Source organism: Paraflavitalea devenefica, assembly GCF_011759375.1.
GTDB lineage: Bacteria > Bacteroidota > Bacteroidia > Chitinophagales > Chitinophagaceae > Paraflavitalea > Paraflavitalea devenefica.
This window is the reverse complement of sequence record NZ_JAARML010000004.1, coordinates 666,528-687,502: the sequence shown is the minus strand read 5'-3', so window position 1 is coordinate 687,502 and position 20,975 is coordinate 666,528. Positions and strand designations below refer to the sequence as shown.

Below are 20,975 nucleotides of genomic sequence, written 5' to 3'. Positions count from 1 at the left end.
ATTACCTGCACTACTAAACAAACTTATTATGGACTATATTCTTGGATCTGTAACCATCTTTGCCGGCAACTTCGCGCCCAGGTCATTTGCGCTTTGTAGTGGACAAATATTATCCATTGCACAAAATACAGCCCTTTTTTCCATACTGGGCACCACCTATGGTGGCAATGGTCAAACCACCTTTGCCTTACCCGACCTGCGCGGACGCGCTGTAGTGGGCCAGGGCCAGGGACCGGGACTTTCACCGTACGACCTGGGACAGGTGGACGGAACAGAAAATACCACACTCATCAGCACCCAGTTGGCAGTTCATAATCATCCTGCCACCTTGCAGATCATACCTGCGGCGGCAGCTACGTCTGATGCTACCGGACCGGCAGGCAACGTATATGCCACCTCCGCTTCCGGTGAACCCTTTTACGGATCTGCACCGACTGCCCAGATGCAGGCTTACCCGGGTAACCTGACCATGCAGCCTGTCGGTAACTCAACACCTTTTTCGAACCTGCATCCGGTAATGGCGCTCAATTATCTCATTTGTACATCGGGTGTATTCCCTTCCAGGAACTAATAGCATTAACCGGCATTCATTATTAAAAAGATACTATGTCCATAGCTGTCGGACTTTTATTACCACGTTCCACCGATTATCCATCACTGGGTTTTGATATACTGGATGGTCTCCGGTATCACCTTGCCCACCACCAGCGGGAAGACATACGGTTTATTGCGGAGAACATAGGGTATGGCGAAGACCATGCCCTCAACTATGCAAAGGCGGAGAAGCTATTATTACAGGATAATGTGGAGGCAGTCATTGCTTATTGTAATGTATCCAATGCCGAGCCGATTTATGCATTGGCTGCAGCCGCCGGTAAGCCATTCATCTTTGTTGATCCCGGCATGCAGTTGCCCGAAGCAGCAGCACATCCTTATTGCTATCATATCTCCCTGCAGGGTGTCCATGCCTGCCGGATAGCTGGTTACATGGCTGGTGAAAAGAACCGGAAAGTATTAATGGCCACCTCCTTTTATGATGGCGGTTACCGCGGACCATGGGAATATTCCCGTGGCCTGGAGGAAGCCGGCGGCAGTATCTGCGGCAACTATGTCAGCGGTTATAAAGAAGCCGAATTCAGTATAGATAACTACCTGGAACTGTTGCATAGTTCGGGCGCCCAATCAGTGGCTGCCTGCTTCAGTGCCTACCTGGCCGATCTCTTTATAAAAGCACTGAAAGAAAAATATCCCGCTGCCATTGCATTGCCTTTTTATTGCTCTCCTTTCATGGCCGAAGAGCAACTCTTATCCAAATGTGATTTTCCGGGTGGTACCTTCTATGCCATCGTACCCTGGGCTTCCGACATCCAGGGTGAAGAACAGCAACTGTTTACAACTACCATCAGCCGGGAGAAAAAGAAAAAACCAAACATCTTTCACCTGCTCGGCTGGGAAGCAGGCAGCGTATTGCTGCAGGCCCTGGAAAAAGGGGTGGATACATTGAACGGGTTTTCATACAACAGTCCGCGTGGCATTGTTACCATCCACCCGCAAACACAATTTACTTATGCGCCTTTATACAAAGGCGTGATCATGGCCGGTGAACAGGGTAAGTGTGCCTTGCACACCAGGGAAACCCTGCTTGTTTCGGCCGCCGATCATGAATTGGTGCACCATGATAAACCGGAAATGGGATCTGGTTGGAAGAACAACTACTTATGTATATAGCCTATGCGTATTGCGATACTTTGTAATGACAGGATTGCGTTGCCGGCATTGGACCAGTTGCTGGCCACCGGGTTGGTGGTGGCGGTGGGCGTACCGCAACGCAACCAGGAAATACGCCTGTTGATAGAACAACCCTGTACACGGGCTAATGTACCTATACAAGGTTTTCACAAGCGTACCATAGATACAGACCTGTTCCTTTGGCTTACGCGCTACAGGCCCGATGTAGTATTGGTAAAAACATTTCCCTTCCTCATTCCGGGTGAAGCTATCCGTATGCCAAAATTCGGGTTCATCAACTTTCATTACGCGCCGCTGCCGGAATGGCGGGGCGCCAATCCCTTATTCTGGATGATACGTAACCGGGCAACCGCAGGCGCTGTTACGGTGCATGAAATGAACGAAGCCTTCGATGCCGGTCCTATACTATTGCAACAGCCGGTACCGCTTACGCCAGACGTCAACTTTGGACTTTTCTATACACAGCTTGCTTATGCCGGCGTACATGTTTCCGGCATGTTGCTCAATGGATTGCTTACCGGTACCCTGCAAAAAACAGAACAGGACCATACCAAAGCCCGCTGGTATGCCAGGCCGGCCCCGGCTGATCTGTTCATCAACTGGGCTACCATGGAGGCCGCTGAGGTCAACGCCCTGGTGAATGCCTGCAATCCCTGGAACAAAGGCGCTGCTACCCGCTGGAATGATTGGATGTTTGGCATCAGCCATGCGGCTGTGGTCAATCAAACAGGCGGTGAAAAGCTGCCCGGTACTGTTATTTCCATCAATACGGAAGAAGGGTTTACCATCGCCTGCAAAGGCGGAAAAGCTATTAAAGCCGAAGTGGTCTATTGTGAAGAGGGATTTTATCCCGGTCATAAACTGGCTGCCTTCGGATTACAAAAAGGACACCAACTTACCTAAACAATAAACACTTAAAACCTTTATATGAAATCAAAACTGTACGCTGTACTATCTGTATTATTACTAACGATATGTTTGTTGGGGTCAATGACCACTGTAGCCCAAACCTGGGCCTTCCGGGACGGCTTTGGCACCAATTCACCAGGGACCGACAGGGGGCTTGCCATTGCTACCGATGCATCCGGTAATGTGTATATCACCGGCAGCTATGTGGGTAGCATTGATTTTGGTACAGGGCCTTTGCCTGCAGCTACGGCCAATGAATGCTATGTAGCTAAATTTAATGCTGCCGGTGCGTGCCAGTGGGCCGTTGGTTTCCCGGCAGGTACCGGCAATGATGTAGGAAATGCCATCGTTACTGATGGCACTTCCGTATATGTGGCCGGAAGCTATAACGGTACCTTAACAGTGCCCCCGCTGGCCCCGGTAACAGGCACCGGTATAGAGGGGTTTGTTGCCAAACTGAGTGCTGCCACCGGTGCTGGTATATGGGTCACCGATTTTGGCGGCGGCAGTGTGGACAATGCGCAGGCGCTTTGCCTGGACGGATCGGGAAATGTGTACGTATCCGGGAATTTCTTTACCAGCTCTACCTTTGGTCCCTTTACGCGCAATGTAAATGGGGGTACTTCCTCTGATCTTTTTGTGGCGCAGTTAGACCCCACATCCGGTGCGTTTAATTGGGTGAGTACGGGTGGTGCATTAGGTAATACTGATAACGGACAAGGGAGCAGCATTACTTACGTGGCTGCATTGAATGAGGTCATCGTTACCGGTAGTTACAACAGTGCCTCCGCTACTTATACTACTACTACGCCTGCATCATCTGTTATACTCACCAATGCCGGATCAACGGATATCTGTCTGTTGGAAGTCAATGCTGCCAATGGCGCCTTCATCAGCGGTATTGGAGTAGGCGGTACACTTGCTGATGATGGATTGGGAATTGCCTATGACGCCTTTACACAGGATGTGGTGCTCACGGGTTTTTTTGCCAGCTCAAGCATCACCTTTGGCTCCAATCCCGCATTGACCAATGCCAGCGCCACCAATGATGCTTTTTATGCAAGGTATAGCCCGGATGATAATTCCTTTGCCTGGTCAAAAGCGGCCGGCAGCAGCGCCGGTGTTGACAGGGGTAATGGTATTACCTCTGATGGGGGCGGTGGCATTCTTATCGTAGGGGCCTTCCGCGGAACGCTTAGCCTGCCTACCAACCTCGCATCGCCTGTTACCATCACCAACACACGGACCAATGGGGATGATATATTCCTGGCGCGTGTCAACGCAACAGACGGGAACGGACAATTACTGGGGCATGGTGCGGGAGACAATACTACTGTTATATCCAACCAGGGCCTGGCAGTCGCTGCCGGCGCTCCCGGTATTATATGGATCACCGGCAGCTTTGGCAGTAACTTAACCCTTTCTCCATTGCCGGTATTGGCCCCTCCCGGTACCTCAACATCCGATGTAATACTGGCCAGGTACGATGATCCCCTGCCGCTTACCGCTACCCAGTCGCAAACGCCCGCCACCTGTAACGTAGGCTGTAATGGAACTGCTACAGTTACACCATCCGGTGGAGTAACGCCTTATACCTACGCCTGGACGCCCAATGTAAGTACTACCAATACTGCCACCGGTCTGTGTCCCGGCGCCACATTAAGTGTAACCGTAACAGACGCTATCGGCAACACGGTTAGCAAGAATTATACGATTACGCCTGCCAGCCAACTGGCATCAGCCAATACTTCCAATACCTCCTTTACTGTATCGGCTACCAACAACAATATTTATGATGCAAGCTGTAACTTCATAGCCACCCTCGTACCCAATGGCGGCGCCCCGGTAAGTGGTACGGTGGCTGCCCGTATATGGTTCGAAGCGGGTGTGCCCACCTATTTAAACCGTCCTTATGTGGCACGGCATTATGAGATCATGCCGGCTTCCGGGGCAGCTACTGCTACAGCGCGTGTAACCCTCTACTTTACACAGCCGGAATTCGATGCATTTAACGCAGCGCCCAACACCCCGCTGAAACTGCCCACAGGTCCCTCAGATGGTGGCGGTAAAGCCAATGTACGCTTCTCTAAACAGATAGGCGTCAGCAGCAACGTTACCGGCCTGCCTGGCACTTATCCCGGTCCCGGCGTAGTAATTGATCCCGTGGATAGTGACATTGTATGGAATGCTACACAGAACCGCTGGGAGATCAGCTTTAACGTAACCGGCTTTAGCGGTTTCTTCCTGCAAACTTCCCAAACACTGCTGCCCGTTACCTGGCGTTCTGTGAACGGGGTACTGAATGCGCAGGAGCAGCCGGTCATTACCTGGAAAGTGGAAGAAAGCCAGGTGGCTTCCTATACCATCGAGAAATCGATAGGCGGACAGCCATTTGTGGCCATGACCAGTCTGTTATCAAAAGGAAGTGGTGAAAATACCTATAGCTACCAGGAAACACAGGCCTTAACAGGCAACGCATCCTACCGGATCAAACAAACTGATCTCGACGGACGGTCAACCTATAGCAGGACCCTCCTGCTGAAGAGCGATCGCAAGGGATGGGTGATCTTCTATCCCAACCCGGTTAAAAAGACCGCTACCTTGAATGTCACCGATAAAGAACTGTTGAATACGCCTGCTTACCTGTATGATGGAACAGGCAGGGAATTGCTGCGGATACAAATAACGCAAAGCATCATCACCATACCGATGCTGGAGTACAGCGCCGGAGTGTATACGTTGAAATTGAAGAATGGACAAACTATTAGGATACTGAAAGAATAGAATACAGAATACAGGAGACAGAATACAGAAGATAGAATTTGAAGGACCTGACAGATTTGTTTGTGCTACAAGCAAAACCTGTCAGGCCTTTTTTAATGAATTTCAGGTTGCTGCATTTAATCAGGAAAAACCTAAGCGCGGTAGCATTCTGTATTCTGTCTTCTGTATTCTATTCACTCCTCTTCATACTCATATACTCCGTAGGCGTTATCCCAAACTGTTTCAGGAAATTGCGGCCAAAATTATTCTGTGAATTATAGCCTACCATATCAGCCACTTCATATATTTTATGCTGACCGGTAGCCAGTATTTCAGCCGCTTTCTTCAGGCGGGTAATATTGATCAGCTCATTGGGCGTAAGATTGCAAATGGCCTTGATCTTCCGGTAAAGGGTAGGGCGGCTCATATTCATCACCCTGGCCAGCTTCTCCACATCCAGTTCTGCATCTTCCAGGTGTTGGCGTATCATCTCATTCAGCGATTCCAGGAATTGTTCATCTGCCGTGGAATAAGCCATACTCTTAATATGCACCAGCGGTGAGTTGGCAAAATACTCGCGTATCTTATGGCGGTTGCTGAGCAGGTTGGCGATCTGCACCAGCAGGTGTTCCGGAGAGAATGGTTTTTCTATATAAGCGTCCGCACCCAGCTTCAGTCCTTCGATTTTTGATTGCAGCGTATTCTGCGCTGTCAGCAGGATCACCGGTATATGGCTGTAATCGAAATTCGTCTTGATCGTCCGGCACAATTCAAAACCATCCATCACCGGCATCATCACATCACTGATCACCAGGTGCACGGCTTCCTTTTCCAGTATGCCCAACGCTTCCTGGCCATCGGAAGCAGTCAATACCGTATAGGCTGTACCCAGCTCTTCCGCCAGGAAATCAATAATCTCTTCATTGTCGTCAACCAGTAATATCGTAGGTGTCATAGCAGTCATTAGCTTACGGTGAAAATCGTGTCATCATTAGGCGCCCTGTTTACAGCATTATTATCTATAGGCTGCAAGGGCAGGCTGATCACAAACCTGTTCAGCCCGTTATGGGTTTCCTGCAGGTACAGATCGCCTTTGTGCAATTGCGTGAGTGAACGGGCAAGCGCCAGGCCGATGCCAGTGCCTTTTTGCTTCTCTGTTCGCTTCAGCCTGAAAAAGGGCTCAAATATCTTTTCTTTCATCTCATAAGGGATCAGGTAACCGTCGTTTTCCAGGGTGATCGTAAATAGGGGATCTTCGGGCCGGAAGGGCAATACCTGCACATGCACTTTGCTGCCTGCATACTTAATGGCATTGCTGAAAAGATTACTGAAGATCTTTTGCAGGGCTTCGGGGTCGGCCATCGTATAGAGAGGCGTGGATGGCATTTCCTGGGTGAACTGCAGGTTACGTTGTTCTGCCAGCGGCTTAAAATTCGTATACATTTCTTCCAGCAGTTCCGGGATATTGACAGGCGTAAAACTAAGGCTGAACCCTTTCGTTTCGGTTTGCCTGAAGTCGAGCAACTGATTCGTAAGGTCAATAAGGCGGTTCGTATTACGTTCCATGATCTGCAGGCTGTTGCGCAGCTCAGGCGCTTCTCCCGATTTCTTCATCACCTTTTCCAGGGGGCCTTTGATCAACGTAAGGGGTGTTTTGATCTCATGGGCCACATTCGTAAAGAACTCGATCTTGGCCTGGTACAGCTCTTTCTCCTTCTCATGCTCCATCAACTCTATCCTGCGTTCGTTCTTCTCTTCTGTTCGGCGGTGATAATGCCGGATAAGATAAAGTACAATACCGGTAGCCAGCAAAATATACAGGCCATAAGCCCAGCTACTGGCCCAGAAAGGGGGGAGCAGACGGATCTCCAACTGTGCAGGCTGACTATTCCACTGGCCGCTGCTGTTAGCCGCTTTAACAATGAAACGGTACGTACCGGGCGCCAGGCCGGTAAAATATACCTTGCGGTTTGCTTTCAGGTAAGTCCAGTCTTTATCCAGCCCTTCCATCTTATACATATATTCGGTCCGCTCAGGAGCCGTATAACTCAATGCGGCAAAATCAATGCTGAAAGTAGAAGCGGAAGGGGAAAGCGTAATATAATTGGTTTGGATAATAGACTGCGAAAGCGATGAGCCTTGCTGGTTAACGCTCAGCTCCTTATTATTCACCTGGAAACCGGTAATATATACCGGCGGCATAAACTCATTTTGGGTAAACTCATCCGGGTTAAAGCTGATCAGGCCTTTCACACTGCCAAAATACATACGTCCTTTCTTGTCCTTATAGCCGGAATTATAATTAAACTGGTCGCTCAGCAACCCGTTGTTCTTCGTATATACCTTCATCTTTCCGGTAGCCGGATTAAAACAGGTAAGGCCGCGCGTGGTACTGATCCACAGGTTGTGCCGGCCATCTTCCAGTACCTTGAATACAAAATCGCTGGGCAGGCCATGCTGGGTAGTATACCGTTTCAGTGTCTTACGGGTAGGAGAGTACTGGCATAGACCGCCGCCCTCCGTGGCAAACCATAAATGATGATAGCTGTCCTCAAACACACTATTCACCAGGTTATTGCTGAGGCTGTTGGTGTTTTTGGGATCATGATGCAGGCTGCCCCGCTCACCGGTGGCTGTGTTATAATACACTACGCCACTGCCAAGCGTGCCCAGCCAGATCGTACCGCTATGATCTTCCAGGATGCTGTAAATAAAAAGATTGTCGGGCACCTCTTTCACCGCCGTAAAACGGTCTGTGGCCTTTTCATACCTGAACAATCCCAGCGGTGTTCCGGCCAGTATTTCACCGGCCCTTGTCTGGTACAGTGTAAGAATAAAATTTCCCCGGAAGGAAGTAGTGCCGCCGCCACCTGAATAATGACGTACTACCTTCCCGCTGGGAATATCCAGCACATCCAGGCCATGCTCAAAAGTGCCTATCCACAATTCATTACCCACAGCCAGTATGCCATGTATATTCGAATAAGAGATCGTGGAGCGGTTGCCGCCCGGCAGGTAATGTGTGATCTTTCCGGTGGCCTGCTCCAGTTTATTCAGGCCGCCATCTTCTGTACCGATCCAGAGATTGCCATATTGGTCTTCGCATATTTCCCGTACCGCATTGCCACTGATCGTATGCTGTGTGTTATCCGGGAAATACTTCTGGAAAGAAGTATACTGGCGGGGATAATAATTGACGCCCCCGAAAAAAGTCCCTGCCCAGATACCGCCTTCCTTATCCTTGCAAAGGGAATAAACCGCATTATCAGAAATGGAGTAGGGGTCATTATACTTCTTGCGCAGGTTCTTCAGGCTTTCGTCTTTAAGATGATAAATATAAATGCCCGATTCAGTAGCTATCCAGTATTCATCGCCGGCATAATGAATAAACCCGCGGCCATATACTTCCGTATGATCGGCATTATAAGTGAGGATATCCTTATAAGTTTTGCTGGCAATATGAAAGCGCTTAATGCCCTGGTTGGAAGTGCCGATCAATATATATCCCTGGCGGGTATCAAAAATATCATCTATCCACCGGGAAGCAGTAGGAGGCGATTGATCAAACACATCAAAACCCGAGAACTGGCCGGTAACGGGATCATACTGCTGTACCCAGCCTTCCACCGTGGAAATCCATACTGTACCATCGGCCGTAGTACAAAGGGAAGTGATCATGCTGTTGTCACGATTGATCAGCACAGGCGCACTGTCGTGCGATGCATGATACCTGTACAACTTCAATCCCACTATAAACCATAAATTGCCGGATGAGTCCGAATCTATATCGCGCACATCCGACCAGGCAGTACCTTTTATAAGGCGGAAACTTTCTGTAGAGGCATTATACCGGTACAGGCCCTCGCGGGTGCCTGCCCATAAAACACCGCCGGCATCTTCATGCAGGCTGAGTACAAAATTATTACCAAGGCTGTTACTGTCTGAAGGATCAGGCCGGAATACCTTGAACGTAATACCGTCAAACCGGTTAATACCGTCCTTCGTGCCGAACCATAAAAAACCTTTCCGGTCCTGCACACAGGAAAACACCGTATTGTGGGAAAGTCCGTTCTCTACCTGGTAGTGCCTGAAATAATAGCCCTGCCCATACAGGGAGGATGTACAGGCAACAAGCAACGCAATCATTATGCAAATGGCACTACTTTTCAAGCAAAGGCAGTTGAGTTTGCACAAATATAACAAGATATAAGACCAGTTTGCATACTAATAAATAGCTTCCCGCCTTACCGCCTTCCCGGCCCGGCATCACTGCAAATTCGTATTAGCACTGGTATTCTGGAGGCTCCCTTTTTCAGATTTGAGACATTTTAGCGAAACAATGAGACGAATAGGCTCCTCCATCAAAAAGAATAGTTCAAATTTTACAAACGGATGGCGCGCGGGATAATATCCTGCCTGTTGCGCCTGTCAATGCAAACGATTACACTGTTTCTTCACTAACAATTAACTGCCGTATGGAATTTTTCAACAAGCATCTGCCGGGTATGCCGGATGATCGCATGGCCTGGCTCAAAAAAGGAAGACTCCTTCTATTGTGCTTCCTCCTTTCCGCTTTCTTCAACACCTCCCTGGCACAGGATGAAGCCAGGATATCCGTAAAAGGCGCTGCCAAAGACAGCGCCGGTATAGGTATTCCCAATGTATCGGTTACTGAAAAGGGTACTCAAAATTCGGTTATTACAGGTCCTGATGGACTCTTTTCCATCAGCGTGGCCAATAACAAGGCGGTGTTGGTTTTTACTTCCATTGGTTATAGTCCCCGGGAAGTAAAAGTAGGCACACAAACCAACATTGAAGTGTCGCTGGAAAGCACGAACAAAGACCTCGGAGAAGTAGTGATAATCGGTTATGGTTCGCGCAAGAAAGAATCGTTGACCGGCGCCATCTCTACCATTACCTCCAAAGACATCGAGAAAGTGCATGGCGGCTCCACAGTGAGTTCCGGCCTGGCCGGTAAAATTCCGGGTGTGAGTTTCCGGATGCCCGATGGCCGTCCCGGTGCCAGCGCCAATATCCAGATCCGTAACATGGGTAACCCGCTCTTTGTAATAGACGGCATCCAGCAGGATGCAGGGCAATTCAACAACCTTTCCCCCAACGATATAGAAAGCATCACTGTGCTCAAAGATGCGTCTGCCGCCATCTATGGCGTACGCGCTGCCAACGGTGTGGTAGTAGTCACTACCAAACGCGGCAGAACAGGTACACGCAATACCGTGAGCGTAGATGCTTATACCGGCTGGCAATCCTGGACCCGCTTTCCCAGGGCAATCAGCAGTTCTTATGATTGGATGCTGGGAAAAGCAGATGCAGAAATGAACCAGTTTGGCAGTACCAGCATCACACAGGCTGAGCTTGACAAATACAAAGCCGGCACAGAATATGGCTATCAAAGTTTTGACTGGTACGACTTCATCATACAGGACAATGCACCCATGTCATCCATCAATGCCAGTGCTTCCGGCGGGTCCGACAGGATCAACTACTACCTGTCTGTTACCCGGTTTGACCAAACATCGGTACTGGGACGTGAATTCACTTTCGGCAGGACCAATATCCAGAGCAATGTGGATGCGAAGATTGCCGAAGGGCTCAAAGTAGGCGTTCAGATCAACGGACGTATTGAGACCCGCGACCAGCCCGGTGTACCTGGTGGGGACGACTACTGGGCGCCCCGCTTTGCCTTATTGCGCAACAGGCCCATGGACCGTCCTTTCGCCAATGACAATCCCGAGTACCTGCAGGACATTGGCCACAATGAAACCAACTGGGGGTTATTGACCAAAGCAAGATCGGGTTACTGGCGGGAAGACTGGCGCGTATTGCAAACCAACTTCAATGCAGAGTACCAGGTGCCCTATATAAAAGGATTGTCGGCCCGCGCGCAATTCTCCTACTACCTGGCCGACCGCGTCATGAATGGCCATGAATACACTTATGATGCTTACCGTTATGATGTACCCACCGATAAATACATCGTGACAGCCTCCGTTACCAATCCCTGGCGCGAACGGGGCACCCGCAAAGTCATGCGCAACATCTGGCAATGGCAGCTCAACTACAACCGTACTTTTGGTGAGCATACCGTAGGGGCTGTTGCAGTAGCTGAAAAGCAGGATTTCCGCAATGTAGAGCAATACCTGCATGCCGTGCCCAAGACCAATGCGCTGCCGCTGATCTACTTTGCCACCATGGACCAGTATGACGACCGGGACGACCGCGAAGCAAGGATCGGCTACATCGGCCGCTTTAACTATAGCTATGCCAATAAATACTTCTTTGAGGCTTCTGTACGGCGTGATGCTTCCTGGAAATTTGCACCCGACAAGCGGGTAGGCTACTTCCCCAACATATCCGGCGGCTGGAGAATATCCGAAGAGAATTTCTTCCAGCGGATGATGGGTGGCAGTACCGTACTCTCTGATCTTAAAATACGCGCCTCTTATGGTATCATGGGTGATGATGATGTGGGCATCGGCGCTTTTGATTACCTCAGTGGTTACAACTACAATGCAGGTATCGCCATCCTCAGCGGATCGGCCGTCGTTACTTCTGTCAACAGGGGTGAGCCCATTAAGAATATCTCCTGGTACAAGAGTAAGATCACAGATATCGGGGCCGACTTCAGCCTGTTTAACGGCAAGCTGAGAGGTACCGTGGACTACTTCTACCGGTTGCGTTCCGGCTTACGGGGCCGTAAATACGATATCCTGCTGCCCAATGAGCTGGGATATGGCCTGCCCGATGAGAATGTGCGGGATGAATCGCAGTTTGGCTTTGAAGGGTCACTGGCCTACAGTGGTAAAATTGGTAGCCTCAACTACAACGTAAGCGGTAATGGCATGATCGCACGCGGTAAATTCGTGAAGTCGTACAAACCACGGTGGAACAACTCCTGGGACCACTACCGCAACTCCGGCAATACGAGCCCCGACAGGTACCGCGATATCTTCTGGGGCCTCACAGCCACCGGTCAGTTCCAGAGCCAGGAAGAGATCAACAATCACCCTGTTGATATAGATGGACAGGGCAACAAAACATTGTTACCGGGTGATATCATTTACGCAGACGTTAACGGCGATGGCAGGATCAATGGTTGGGATGAAAGACCCATTGGTTATACCACCGGCGGACAGCCCAATATTACCTTTGGTTTCAGCATCGGATTGCAATACAGGAACTTCGACTTCACAGCCGACTTCTCCGGCGGTGGCATGTATGCCTGGAACCAGAACTGGGAAACAAAAGTACCTTTCCAGAATGAAGGAGGATTGAATAACAGGCTGCTGGACAGGTGGCACCGCGAGGACCCGTTTGACCTCAACAGTAAATGGATTGCCGGTAAATATCCTGCTTTCCGTTATAACAATGGTGGCCACAGCAACTACAGGAACTCTACCTTCTGGCTGCACAACGTTACCTACCTCCGCGCCAGAACGCTGGAACTGGGTTATTCCATTCCCAAATCAATATTGAGCAAAGCCAGGATACAAAGGGCCAGGTTCTATGTGAATGCCTATAACCTCTTCTCGCTCGATAACCTGAATCAATATGGTATAGATCCCGAGGTGATTGACGACAATGGTCTTCAATACCCGCAGAGCAAGTTCATCAACGTAGGGATCAATCTTTCTTTATAACCATCTTAATCCAGTGTAATGAAAAAGATACTTGCAATAACATCCATCATAATAACCGCCTCGTTGTCCGGTTGTTTGAAAGACGACGAATTTCTCAGTAAGCAACCTACCAACCTGATCGGGGAAGAGCAAATGTGGAAAGATCCGGGTCTGGTATTGTCCCTGCTCGGTAACCTGTACAACCGCTACTATGACATAGAAACGGTGGAAGACTGGGCCTCCTTTGCCAACCTGAATGATGCCTTCCCTTCCGAGAATGGTGCTTACGGACGTGTGCAGAATGTAGATTGGGGTTATGGAGATTGGGGCACCTGGGATTACGGTTATATCCGCGACATGAACCTGTTCATTAAAAAATGTGCAGCAGCCGATAAACTGGAAGAAGGGGTTCGCAACAGGTTCCTGGCCGAAGCCCGTTTTCTCCGTGCCTCCTATTACTTTGAATTGGCCAAACGCATGGGTGGCGTACCGCTCATCCTGGAACCAGAGCAGTATGACTTCAGTGGTAATCCCACTTACCTGCAACATCCGAGAGCTAAAGAAGGGGAGATATACGACTTCGTGATCAGCGAAGCGGAAGCCATCAAGGAGGTGTTGCCGGCGAATGTCAATGAGAAATCAAGAGCTACCAAAGCAGCGGCGCTGGCCATGGAAGCACGGGCCGCCATCTATGCAGGGTCAATTGCCAAATACGGCGTTAACACACCACAGGTTACATTGCCCGGCCAGGAAGTGGGCATCCCTGCCGAAAAAGCAAACGACTACTATACCAAAGCATTAAAAGCGGCTAAAGACATCATTGACGGACAGGCAGGCGCTTATGGTCTCTACACGAAAAAGCCCGATCTCTCCGACAACTTTGCCAGCCTCTTCACCGATAAGGCCAATAACCCGGAAGCCATCTTCGTGGAAGACTATAAACTGCAAAGCGGTAAAACGCACAGCTATACCCTGCGCAACCAGCCACGCAGCACAGCAGAAGAGCAGGAGGGCGGACGCCTCAATCCTGCGCTCAACCTCGTAGAGCAGTTCGAGAAGCTGGACAATACCTTTGCACCACTGGCTACCCAAAGCGGCAGTAATTACATCTACTACAATACACCAACAGAGATCTTCGCCGGCAGGGATGCCCGTCTCGGTGGTACTGTATTATTGCCCGGCACCCTGTTCAAAGGAAAACCCGTTGATATATGGGCTGGTTTGCAACTGGGTGATGGCTCGGTAGTAACAGGCGATATTCCCGGCGCCCGGAAAGTAGTGAATGGCACCGAAATGCAGGTAGTAGGATATGATGGCCCTATCAATGGGTATGAATTTATAGCACAAACAGGATTCTATGTACGTAAATACCTCGATCCTACAGTAGGGTCTGGTCAGCGCGGCGTTCAAAGCGATGTGTGGTTTATCCGTTACCGCTTCGGTGAAATGCTGCTCATCGCTGCTGAAGCCGCTTTTGAATTGAACGACAAGGAAACTGCCAAAGACTACCTCAATACCCTGCGCACAAGGGCGGGTCTTACTACACCGCTCACGGCTGCTGACATCACGTTCGACAGGATCGTTCATGAAAGAAGGGTGGAACTCGCTTTTGAAGGCCATTACCTTTTCGACATGAAGCGTTGGCGACTGGCCCATATCGTTTGGGATGGTAATGCCATGACGGCTGCCGACCTGGTAAGCAACATCGGCAGCGCTACCAAAAGGAATACCCAGCCCTGGGGTTTGTGGCCTTATAAAGTATTTGATCCCACCAGTCCCAACAATGGTAAATGGATATTTAAGGAAGTGCTGCCCAACCGGGTACTGGCTTCAGACAGGTTCCGTTTTGGTAACTATTATTCCTACATCGGGGATGATATCATCAACAACAACCCGCAGATCGTCAGGAACCCAAATCAGTAAAGCGAATCACTTAAAATGCAGATCATGAAACGTAAACACAATCTCCTCATACTACTGGCAGGACTGATGGCATTCGCCTCCTGCAAGAAAGATAACTTCGATCCTCCCGGTTCTACCTTCAAAGGTCGCATCATTTATGAAGGCGAGCCCATCATGGTAGAACAGAACCAGGTGCGCTTCCAGCTCTGGGAGCCCGGCTGGGGACTCAATGGCGCTATAGATGTAGCCATTGACCAGGATGGATCGTACTCCGCTGTATTGTTTAATGGCAACTACAAACTGATCATTCCCAAAAACGAAGGACCTTTCATGACCAAATCCACCGGCAGCCCCGCCAAGGATACCATCATGATCAACCTGCAGGGCAGCCAGGACTTCGACATAGAAGTGATGCCCTATTACATGATCAGGAATGCCCAGTTTTCCCAGGCCGGCGGAAAAGTAGCGGCTACAGTTAAGATCGAAAAGATCATTACCGATGCCAATGCGAAGAACATTGAATCCGTATCCCTGTACATTAACAAAACAACTTATGTAGGCGCCAATGGCAACATGCAGATTCAACGGAAGGATTCTACCGTGAATGCCGCTACAGACCTGAATAACCTGCAACTGAGTGTGAACATCCCCGCTATTACCCCCACGCAGAACTATGTATTCGCGCGGGTAGGGGTGAAGATCACCGGCGTGGAAGACAGGCTGTATTCTCCGGTACAAAAAATCACCTTTTAACAATTCCGGGTTTGGGGTTTCGTGTTTCGGGTTGCTACCGCGTTTTTAGTAACTTGCCAAAACATAGCACGCTAAGTTTTTAAAATTAATCAGCAAGCTACACATAAAGAACCCGAAACTCCAAACCCGGAACTCAAAACAAATTCTAATCTCATTTCATCATGCGTAGAGTACCCATTCTTTTTCTATCGTTACTCCTCTTAGGTGTTGCACAGGCGCAGCCATCCTGGCAAATCGTGCCCGGGCGTATCACTACCCAATGGTCGGCCAATGTAAACCCGGCCAATCCATTGCCCGAATACCCGCGTCCGCAACTCGTGCGTAAGAACTGGCAAAACCTCAATGGCCTCTGGCAATATGCCATCCTGCCAAAAGCACAGGAAGAAACCATGCCCGCTTCTCTGGCTGGTAACATACTCGTGCCGTATGCCGTGGAGTCAGCGCTGTCGGGTGTAGGAAAAACAGTAGGAAAAGACAGTGTACTTTGGTATAAAAAAGTCATTGCAACGCCGGCCGTTAAAAAAGGTCAGCAGGTAATCCTGCACTTTGGTGCGGTAGACTGGCGCTGTTCCGTATACGTGAATGGTAAAAAAGTAGGTACGCACCAGGGCGGATATGATCCTTTCTCTTTTGACATTACAGCCGCGCTGAAAAAAGGAAAGGAACAGGAAATAACCGTATCAGTATGGGACCCTTCCGACCAGGGCCCTCAGCCACGCGGCAAGCAGGTAAAAAATCCCGAAGGCATCTGGTACACACCGGTAACCGGCATCTGGCAAACAGTATGGCTGGAAACAGTGGCCAATACCTACATTGTATCTACCCGGCAAACACCGGACATTGATACCAAAATACTCACCGTTCAAACCAAAGTTGCCAATGTACAAACCGGCGACCTGGTGAAGGTAACGGCGTATGACGGTACAACGAAGCTCACCGAGCAAAGCGTTACTGCCGGTGATGATATCAAACTGGCAATTGACAATCCCAAATTATGGACACCTGAAAAACCATTTCTCTATACACTGAAGGTGGAAGTGCTCCGTGCCGGTAAAGTAGTAGATGAGGCAGGCAGCTACTTTGCCATGCGCAAAATATCCATGGGCATTGATGGCAATGGCGTGCAGCGTATGTTGCTCAACAACCGCTTTGTATTCCAGTATGGCCCGCTCGACCAGGGTTGGTGGCCCGATGGTTTATACACCGCTCCTACCGACGAAGCCCTGAAGTTTGACATCGTACAAACAAAAGACATGGGCTTCAACATGATCCGCAAACACGTAAAAGTAGAGCCTGCACGCTGGTACTATCATTGTGATCAGTTGGGCATCCTCGTATGGCAGGACATGCCCAGCGGCGATCGCGGCGCCCGCTGGGAAACACGCCCCGGCGTGGAAGGCATTGGTCATGACATGGACCGCAGCCCCGAATCAGAAAACATCTACCGCACCGAATGGTCGGCCATCATGGAAAGCCTGCACAACTTTCCCAGTATCGTTGTATGGGTGCCCTTTAATGAAGCCTGGGGACAGTTCAAGACCAAAGAGATCGTTAACTGGACCATGCAGAAAGATCCTTCCAGGTTAGTGAACACAGCCAGTGGAGGTAACTTCCATTCCGTGGGACATATCATAGACCTGCACAACTATCCGCAGCCTGCCATGCCCAAAGCAGAACTGTTTGGCGCTAACTACGTCATCGTGTTGGGTGAGTTCGGCGGATTGGGATTGCCCATTGAAGGCCATACCTGGCAGGACAAGAACAACTGGGGATACCGCAGCTATAAGAACAAGGAAGACCTGTTTACCAACTATGCGCAGCTCATAGAGAGATTCCCGGCGCTCATCAAAAAGGGATTGTCGGCCGCTGTATATACACAAACCACCGACGTGGAAGTGGAAGTCAACGGCCTCATGACCTATGACCGAAAAGTATTTAAAATACCCGTGGAAAGCCTGAAGCGGGTGCACAACAAACTCTATGATGTGAACCTCGTGAGCATGAAGTAAGCTCTGCGAGGCTTGCAGCCTCGCAGCCCTATTCCCGGGCCTTTGGCCCGCTTAGATTTCCCCGCAGAGTCTCCCAAAGGGGACTCTGCGGACAAAAAAACAAGAAACCAGAAATCTTGAAACCATCCATAGTCAAATATAAACGCCAACTTGCACTGGGCATCTCCCTGCTGGGTATCGTAGGTGCTACCGTACAGGCACAAACAGGCCTGCAGGCCACCACCGTTAACCGTCCCGATAATACCGCCGTCAACAAATACTACGTTAGCAACAAAGCGCCTTTGCAACAACAATACTTCATCAAGCTGCCCGTAACAGCCATCAGGCCCGGCGGCTGGCTGAAGAAAATGCTGGAGCTGCAGCGCGATGGTCTTACCGGTCACCTCGGAGAGATCAGCATCTGGTTATCCCGGCAGGACAATGCCTGGCTGCACAAAGATGGCAAAGGCAAATACGGATGGGAAGAACTGCCCTACTGGCTGAAGGGATATGCCAACATTGGCTACATGCTCCGCGATCAGAAAATGATCAACGAAGCAAAGTTCTGGCTCGATGCGGCACTCGACAACCAACGGGAGAATGGCGACTTCGGTCCGTTCGTAACACGCCAGGGCAAAAGAGACCTCTGGACCAACATGCCTATGCTCTGGTGCCTGCAGTCTTACTATGAACATGCAAAGGACAAGCGGGTGCTGGCCCTCATGACCAAATACTTCAAATGGGAATTGTCCCTGCCCGATGACCAGTTGCTGGAGGACTACTGGGAAAACAGCCGTGGTGGCGACAATATCTACAGTGTGTACTGGTTATACAACCGTACCGGTGAAGCCTGGCTGCTGGACCTGGTGAAGAAACTACACAAGAATACCGCCGACTGGACACAGCAAAACAACCTGCCCAACTGGCACAACGTAAATGTGGCCCAGTGCTTCCGTGAACCAGCGCAATATGCCATGCTCAGTCACAACCAGGGCGACATACAAGCTACTTACGACAACTTTAAACTCATACGTGATATCTACGGACAAGTGCCCGGTGGTTTATTTGGTGCCGATGAAAATGCCCGCAAGGGATATGATGATCCGCGCCAGTTGGTGGAAACCTGTGGCATGGTAGAACAAATGACCTCCGATCAGATGTTGCTTTGGTACACCGGCGATACCAAATGGGCAGAGAACTGTGAAGACATTGCCTTCAATACCTTCCCTGCCGCCTTCATGCCCGACTACAAAGCGCTTCGTTACTTAACAGCGCCCAACCAGGTGGTGAGCGACAGCAGGAACCACTCACCGGGCATTGACAACAATGGGCCCTTCCTCATGATGAATCCCTTCAGCAGCCGCTGCTGTCAGCACAACCATGCTGCCGGCTGGGTATACTATGCAGAAAATGCCTGGATGGCAACGCCTGATAACGGTCTCGCTGCTCAACTCTATGTGGAAGGTGAAGTAACAGCACAGGTGGGCAATGGCAATACCGTGACCATTATTGAAAATACACGGTATCCTTTTGAAGAATCAGTAAGCCTCACGGTGAAAGCGGCAACAGCAACTTCTTTTCCTTTATACCTCCGCATGCCGGAATGGTGTAACAAGCCGGTCATAAAAATCAATGGTAAAGCCATTACAGCAATACCTGCACCGGGTGGTTATGTAAAGCTCAGCAACCAATGGAAAAACAATGACCGTATTACATTGGACTTCCCGATGGAGCTGAAGCTGCGTACCTGGGACAGGAACAAGAACAGCGTGAGCATCAACCGTGGTCCGCTTACCTATTCCCTGCTCATCAAAGAGCAGTACGAGCAAAAAGACAGTAAGGAAACGGCCATTGGCGATTCCAAATGGCAGGAGAATGCAGACCCTGCCAAATGGCCTTCCTGGGAGATCTATCCTGCTACCCCCTGGAACTATGGTCTGCTCTTGAACGGGCAGCCACTGGAAAAAATAGTTACTGTAGTAAAAAAGAGCTGGCCAAAGGACAACAATCCCTTCACACAGGCAGCAGCACCCATTGCACTAAAAGTAAAAGGGAAGCAGATCCCTGCCTGGACCATTGATCAATATGGACTTTGCGGCCTATTGCCACAAAGCCCGGTAACGACTACTGAACCGGTAACTGAGCTCACCCTCGTACCAATGGGTGCCGGCCGTTTGCGCATAGCTTCTTTCCCGGTAGTACAATAAACCTGGTTATAATGAGGAACACGATCATTGTGCTATATATATTGTTGAACGTCGCAGGTAAAAGTGCGCTGGCCCAATCCGCCGGCGCTACCTTTACCAATCCTTTATTGCCATCAGGCGCCGATCCTTTTTCCTTTTATAAAGATGGTTATTACTACTACACCCACAGCATGGGTAACCGTATTGGCATCTGGAAAACGAAAAATCTTGCCGACCTGAAGACTGCGCAACGCAAGACCATCTTTACACCACCACCCAATACAGCGTATTCCAAAGAGCTCTGGGCGCCGGAAATTCATTTTCTCCGGGGCAAATGGTACGTATACTTTGCTGCTGATGACGGCCGCAATGAAAACCACCGCATGTATGTATTGGAAAATGCGGCCGCTGATCCTATGGAAGGGGAGTGGACCTTCAAAGGAAAAATAGCCGACCCGACAGACAAATGGGCCATTGACGGTGATGTGTTCACCTGGAAAAACCAGCTATACATGATCTGGTCAGGGTGGGAGGGTGATACCAATGGTCAGCAGAACATCTACATCGCTAAAATGAAAAACCCGTGGACCATAGAAGGCAACCGCGTAAAGATCGCAGCGCCGCAATTTGAATGGGAAAAGCATGGTGATCTGAATGATGCCGGCAATCCCCCGCATGTGAACGTCAATGAAGGGCCGCAGGCGCTCATGCATAAAGACAAACTATTCATTGTCTTTTCTGCCAGTGGTTGCTGGACCGATTTCTATGCGCTGGGTGTATTGAGCTTCACCGGTAAGCAGGACCTGCTGGATGCCGGTAGCTGGAAAAAACATCCGCAGCCTTTCTTTAAGCAATCAAAACAGAACGGTGTATATGCACCGGGCCATAATTCATTTTTTAAATCACCGGATGGTAAGCAGGACTGGATCCTGTACCATGCGAATGATGCACCGGGGCAGGGTTGCGGCAGTCAACGCTCGCCCAGGGCGCAACCATTTACCTGGAGCAACGATGGTATGCCCCAATTCGGAGAGCCTGTGCAGACGGGCATACCCCTCCAGGTACCAACAGAAAGTAAATAATAA

12 protein-coding genes are annotated in these 20,975 nt (G+C 49.9%); 10 read left to right on the top strand and 2 right to left on the bottom strand.

All coding sequences use genetic code 11. The annotated features are described in order from the left end of the window. Positions 1-28: 28 nt before the first annotated feature. From HB364_RS24240 to HB364_RS24225, 4 genes are read left to right on the top strand one after another with little or no spacing between them, the layout of a single operon-like run. Positions 29-571 (top strand): phage tail protein, encoded by a 543-nt coding sequence (locus HB364_RS24240; RefSeq protein WP_208420071.1) that lies wholly within the window; start codon positions 29-31, stop codon positions 569-571. 35 nt (positions 572-606) lie between these two features. Next, positions 607-1,728, top strand: a complete 1,122-nt coding sequence (locus HB364_RS24235) for an ABC transporter substrate-binding protein (RefSeq protein ID WP_167290912.1) — start codon at positions 607-609, stop codon at positions 1,726-1,728. Positions 1,729-1,731: 3 nt separating this feature from the next. Continuing rightward, the gene (locus HB364_RS24230; protein WP_167290911.1) at positions 1,732-2,652 is read left to right on the top strand and encodes a methionyl-tRNA formyltransferase; all 921 of its coding nucleotides are present in this window, start codon (positions 1,732-1,734) and stop codon (positions 2,650-2,652) included. A 24-nt stretch (positions 2,653-2,676) separates the two neighbouring features. Beyond that, the gene (locus HB364_RS24225; protein ID WP_167290910.1) at positions 2,677-5,442 is read left to right on the top strand and encodes a T9SS type A sorting domain-containing protein; all 2,766 of its coding nucleotides are present in this window, start codon (positions 2,677-2,679) and stop codon (positions 5,440-5,442) included. 169 nt (positions 5,443-5,611) lie between these two features. Here HB364_RS24225 and HB364_RS24220 read toward each other — a convergent pair whose 3' ends face one another. Together HB364_RS24220 and HB364_RS24215 are read right to left on the bottom strand one after the other, a co-directional pair. Continuing rightward, on the bottom strand, positions 5,612-6,376 hold the full coding sequence (locus HB364_RS24220) for a response regulator transcription factor (protein WP_208420070.1): 765 nt from the start codon (positions 6,374-6,376) through the stop codon (positions 5,612-5,614). 8 nt (positions 6,377-6,384) lie between these two features. Then, complete coding sequence (locus tag HB364_RS24215; protein WP_167290908.1) at positions 6,385-9,567, bottom strand: ligand-binding sensor domain-containing protein; 3,183 nt, start codon at positions 9,565-9,567, stop codon at positions 6,385-6,387. A 329-nt stretch (positions 9,568-9,896) separates the two neighbouring features. Between HB364_RS24215 and HB364_RS24210 the strand changes: the two genes are divergently transcribed. The 6 genes from HB364_RS24210 (at position 9,897) to HB364_RS24185 (ending at position 20,972) form a co-directional block, all read left to right on the top strand. Next, on the top strand, positions 9,897-13,082 hold the full coding sequence (locus HB364_RS24210; RefSeq protein ID WP_246228594.1) for a SusC/RagA family TonB-linked outer membrane protein: 3,186 nt from the start codon (positions 9,897-9,899) through the stop codon (positions 13,080-13,082). Positions 13,083-13,100: 18 nt separating this feature from the next. Further along, positions 13,101-14,984: a RagB/SusD family nutrient uptake outer membrane protein gene (locus HB364_RS24205; protein WP_167290907.1), complete on the top strand. Its 1,884-nt coding sequence runs from the start codon at positions 13,101-13,103 to the stop codon at positions 14,982-14,984. Between the two features lie 24 nt (positions 14,985-15,008). Then, on the top strand, positions 15,009-15,716 hold the full coding sequence (locus HB364_RS24200) for a DUF3823 domain-containing protein (RefSeq protein ID WP_167290906.1): 708 nt from the start codon (positions 15,009-15,011) through the stop codon (positions 15,714-15,716). Positions 15,717-15,877: 161 nt separating this feature from the next. Then, the gene (locus HB364_RS24195) at positions 15,878-17,725 is read left to right on the top strand and encodes a glycoside hydrolase family 2 protein (protein WP_167290905.1); all 1,848 of its coding nucleotides are present in this window, start codon (positions 15,878-15,880) and stop codon (positions 17,723-17,725) included. Between the two features lie 116 nt (positions 17,726-17,841). Next, on the top strand, positions 17,842-19,911 hold the full coding sequence (locus HB364_RS24190; protein WP_246228593.1) for a beta-L-arabinofuranosidase domain-containing protein: 2,070 nt from the start codon (positions 17,842-17,844) through the stop codon (positions 19,909-19,911). Between the two features lie 11 nt (positions 19,912-19,922). After that, on the top strand, positions 19,923-20,972 hold the full coding sequence (locus HB364_RS24185; RefSeq protein WP_167290904.1) for a glycoside hydrolase family 43 protein: 1,050 nt from the start codon (positions 19,923-19,925) through the stop codon (positions 20,970-20,972). Positions 20,973-20,975: the final 3 nt, after the last annotated feature.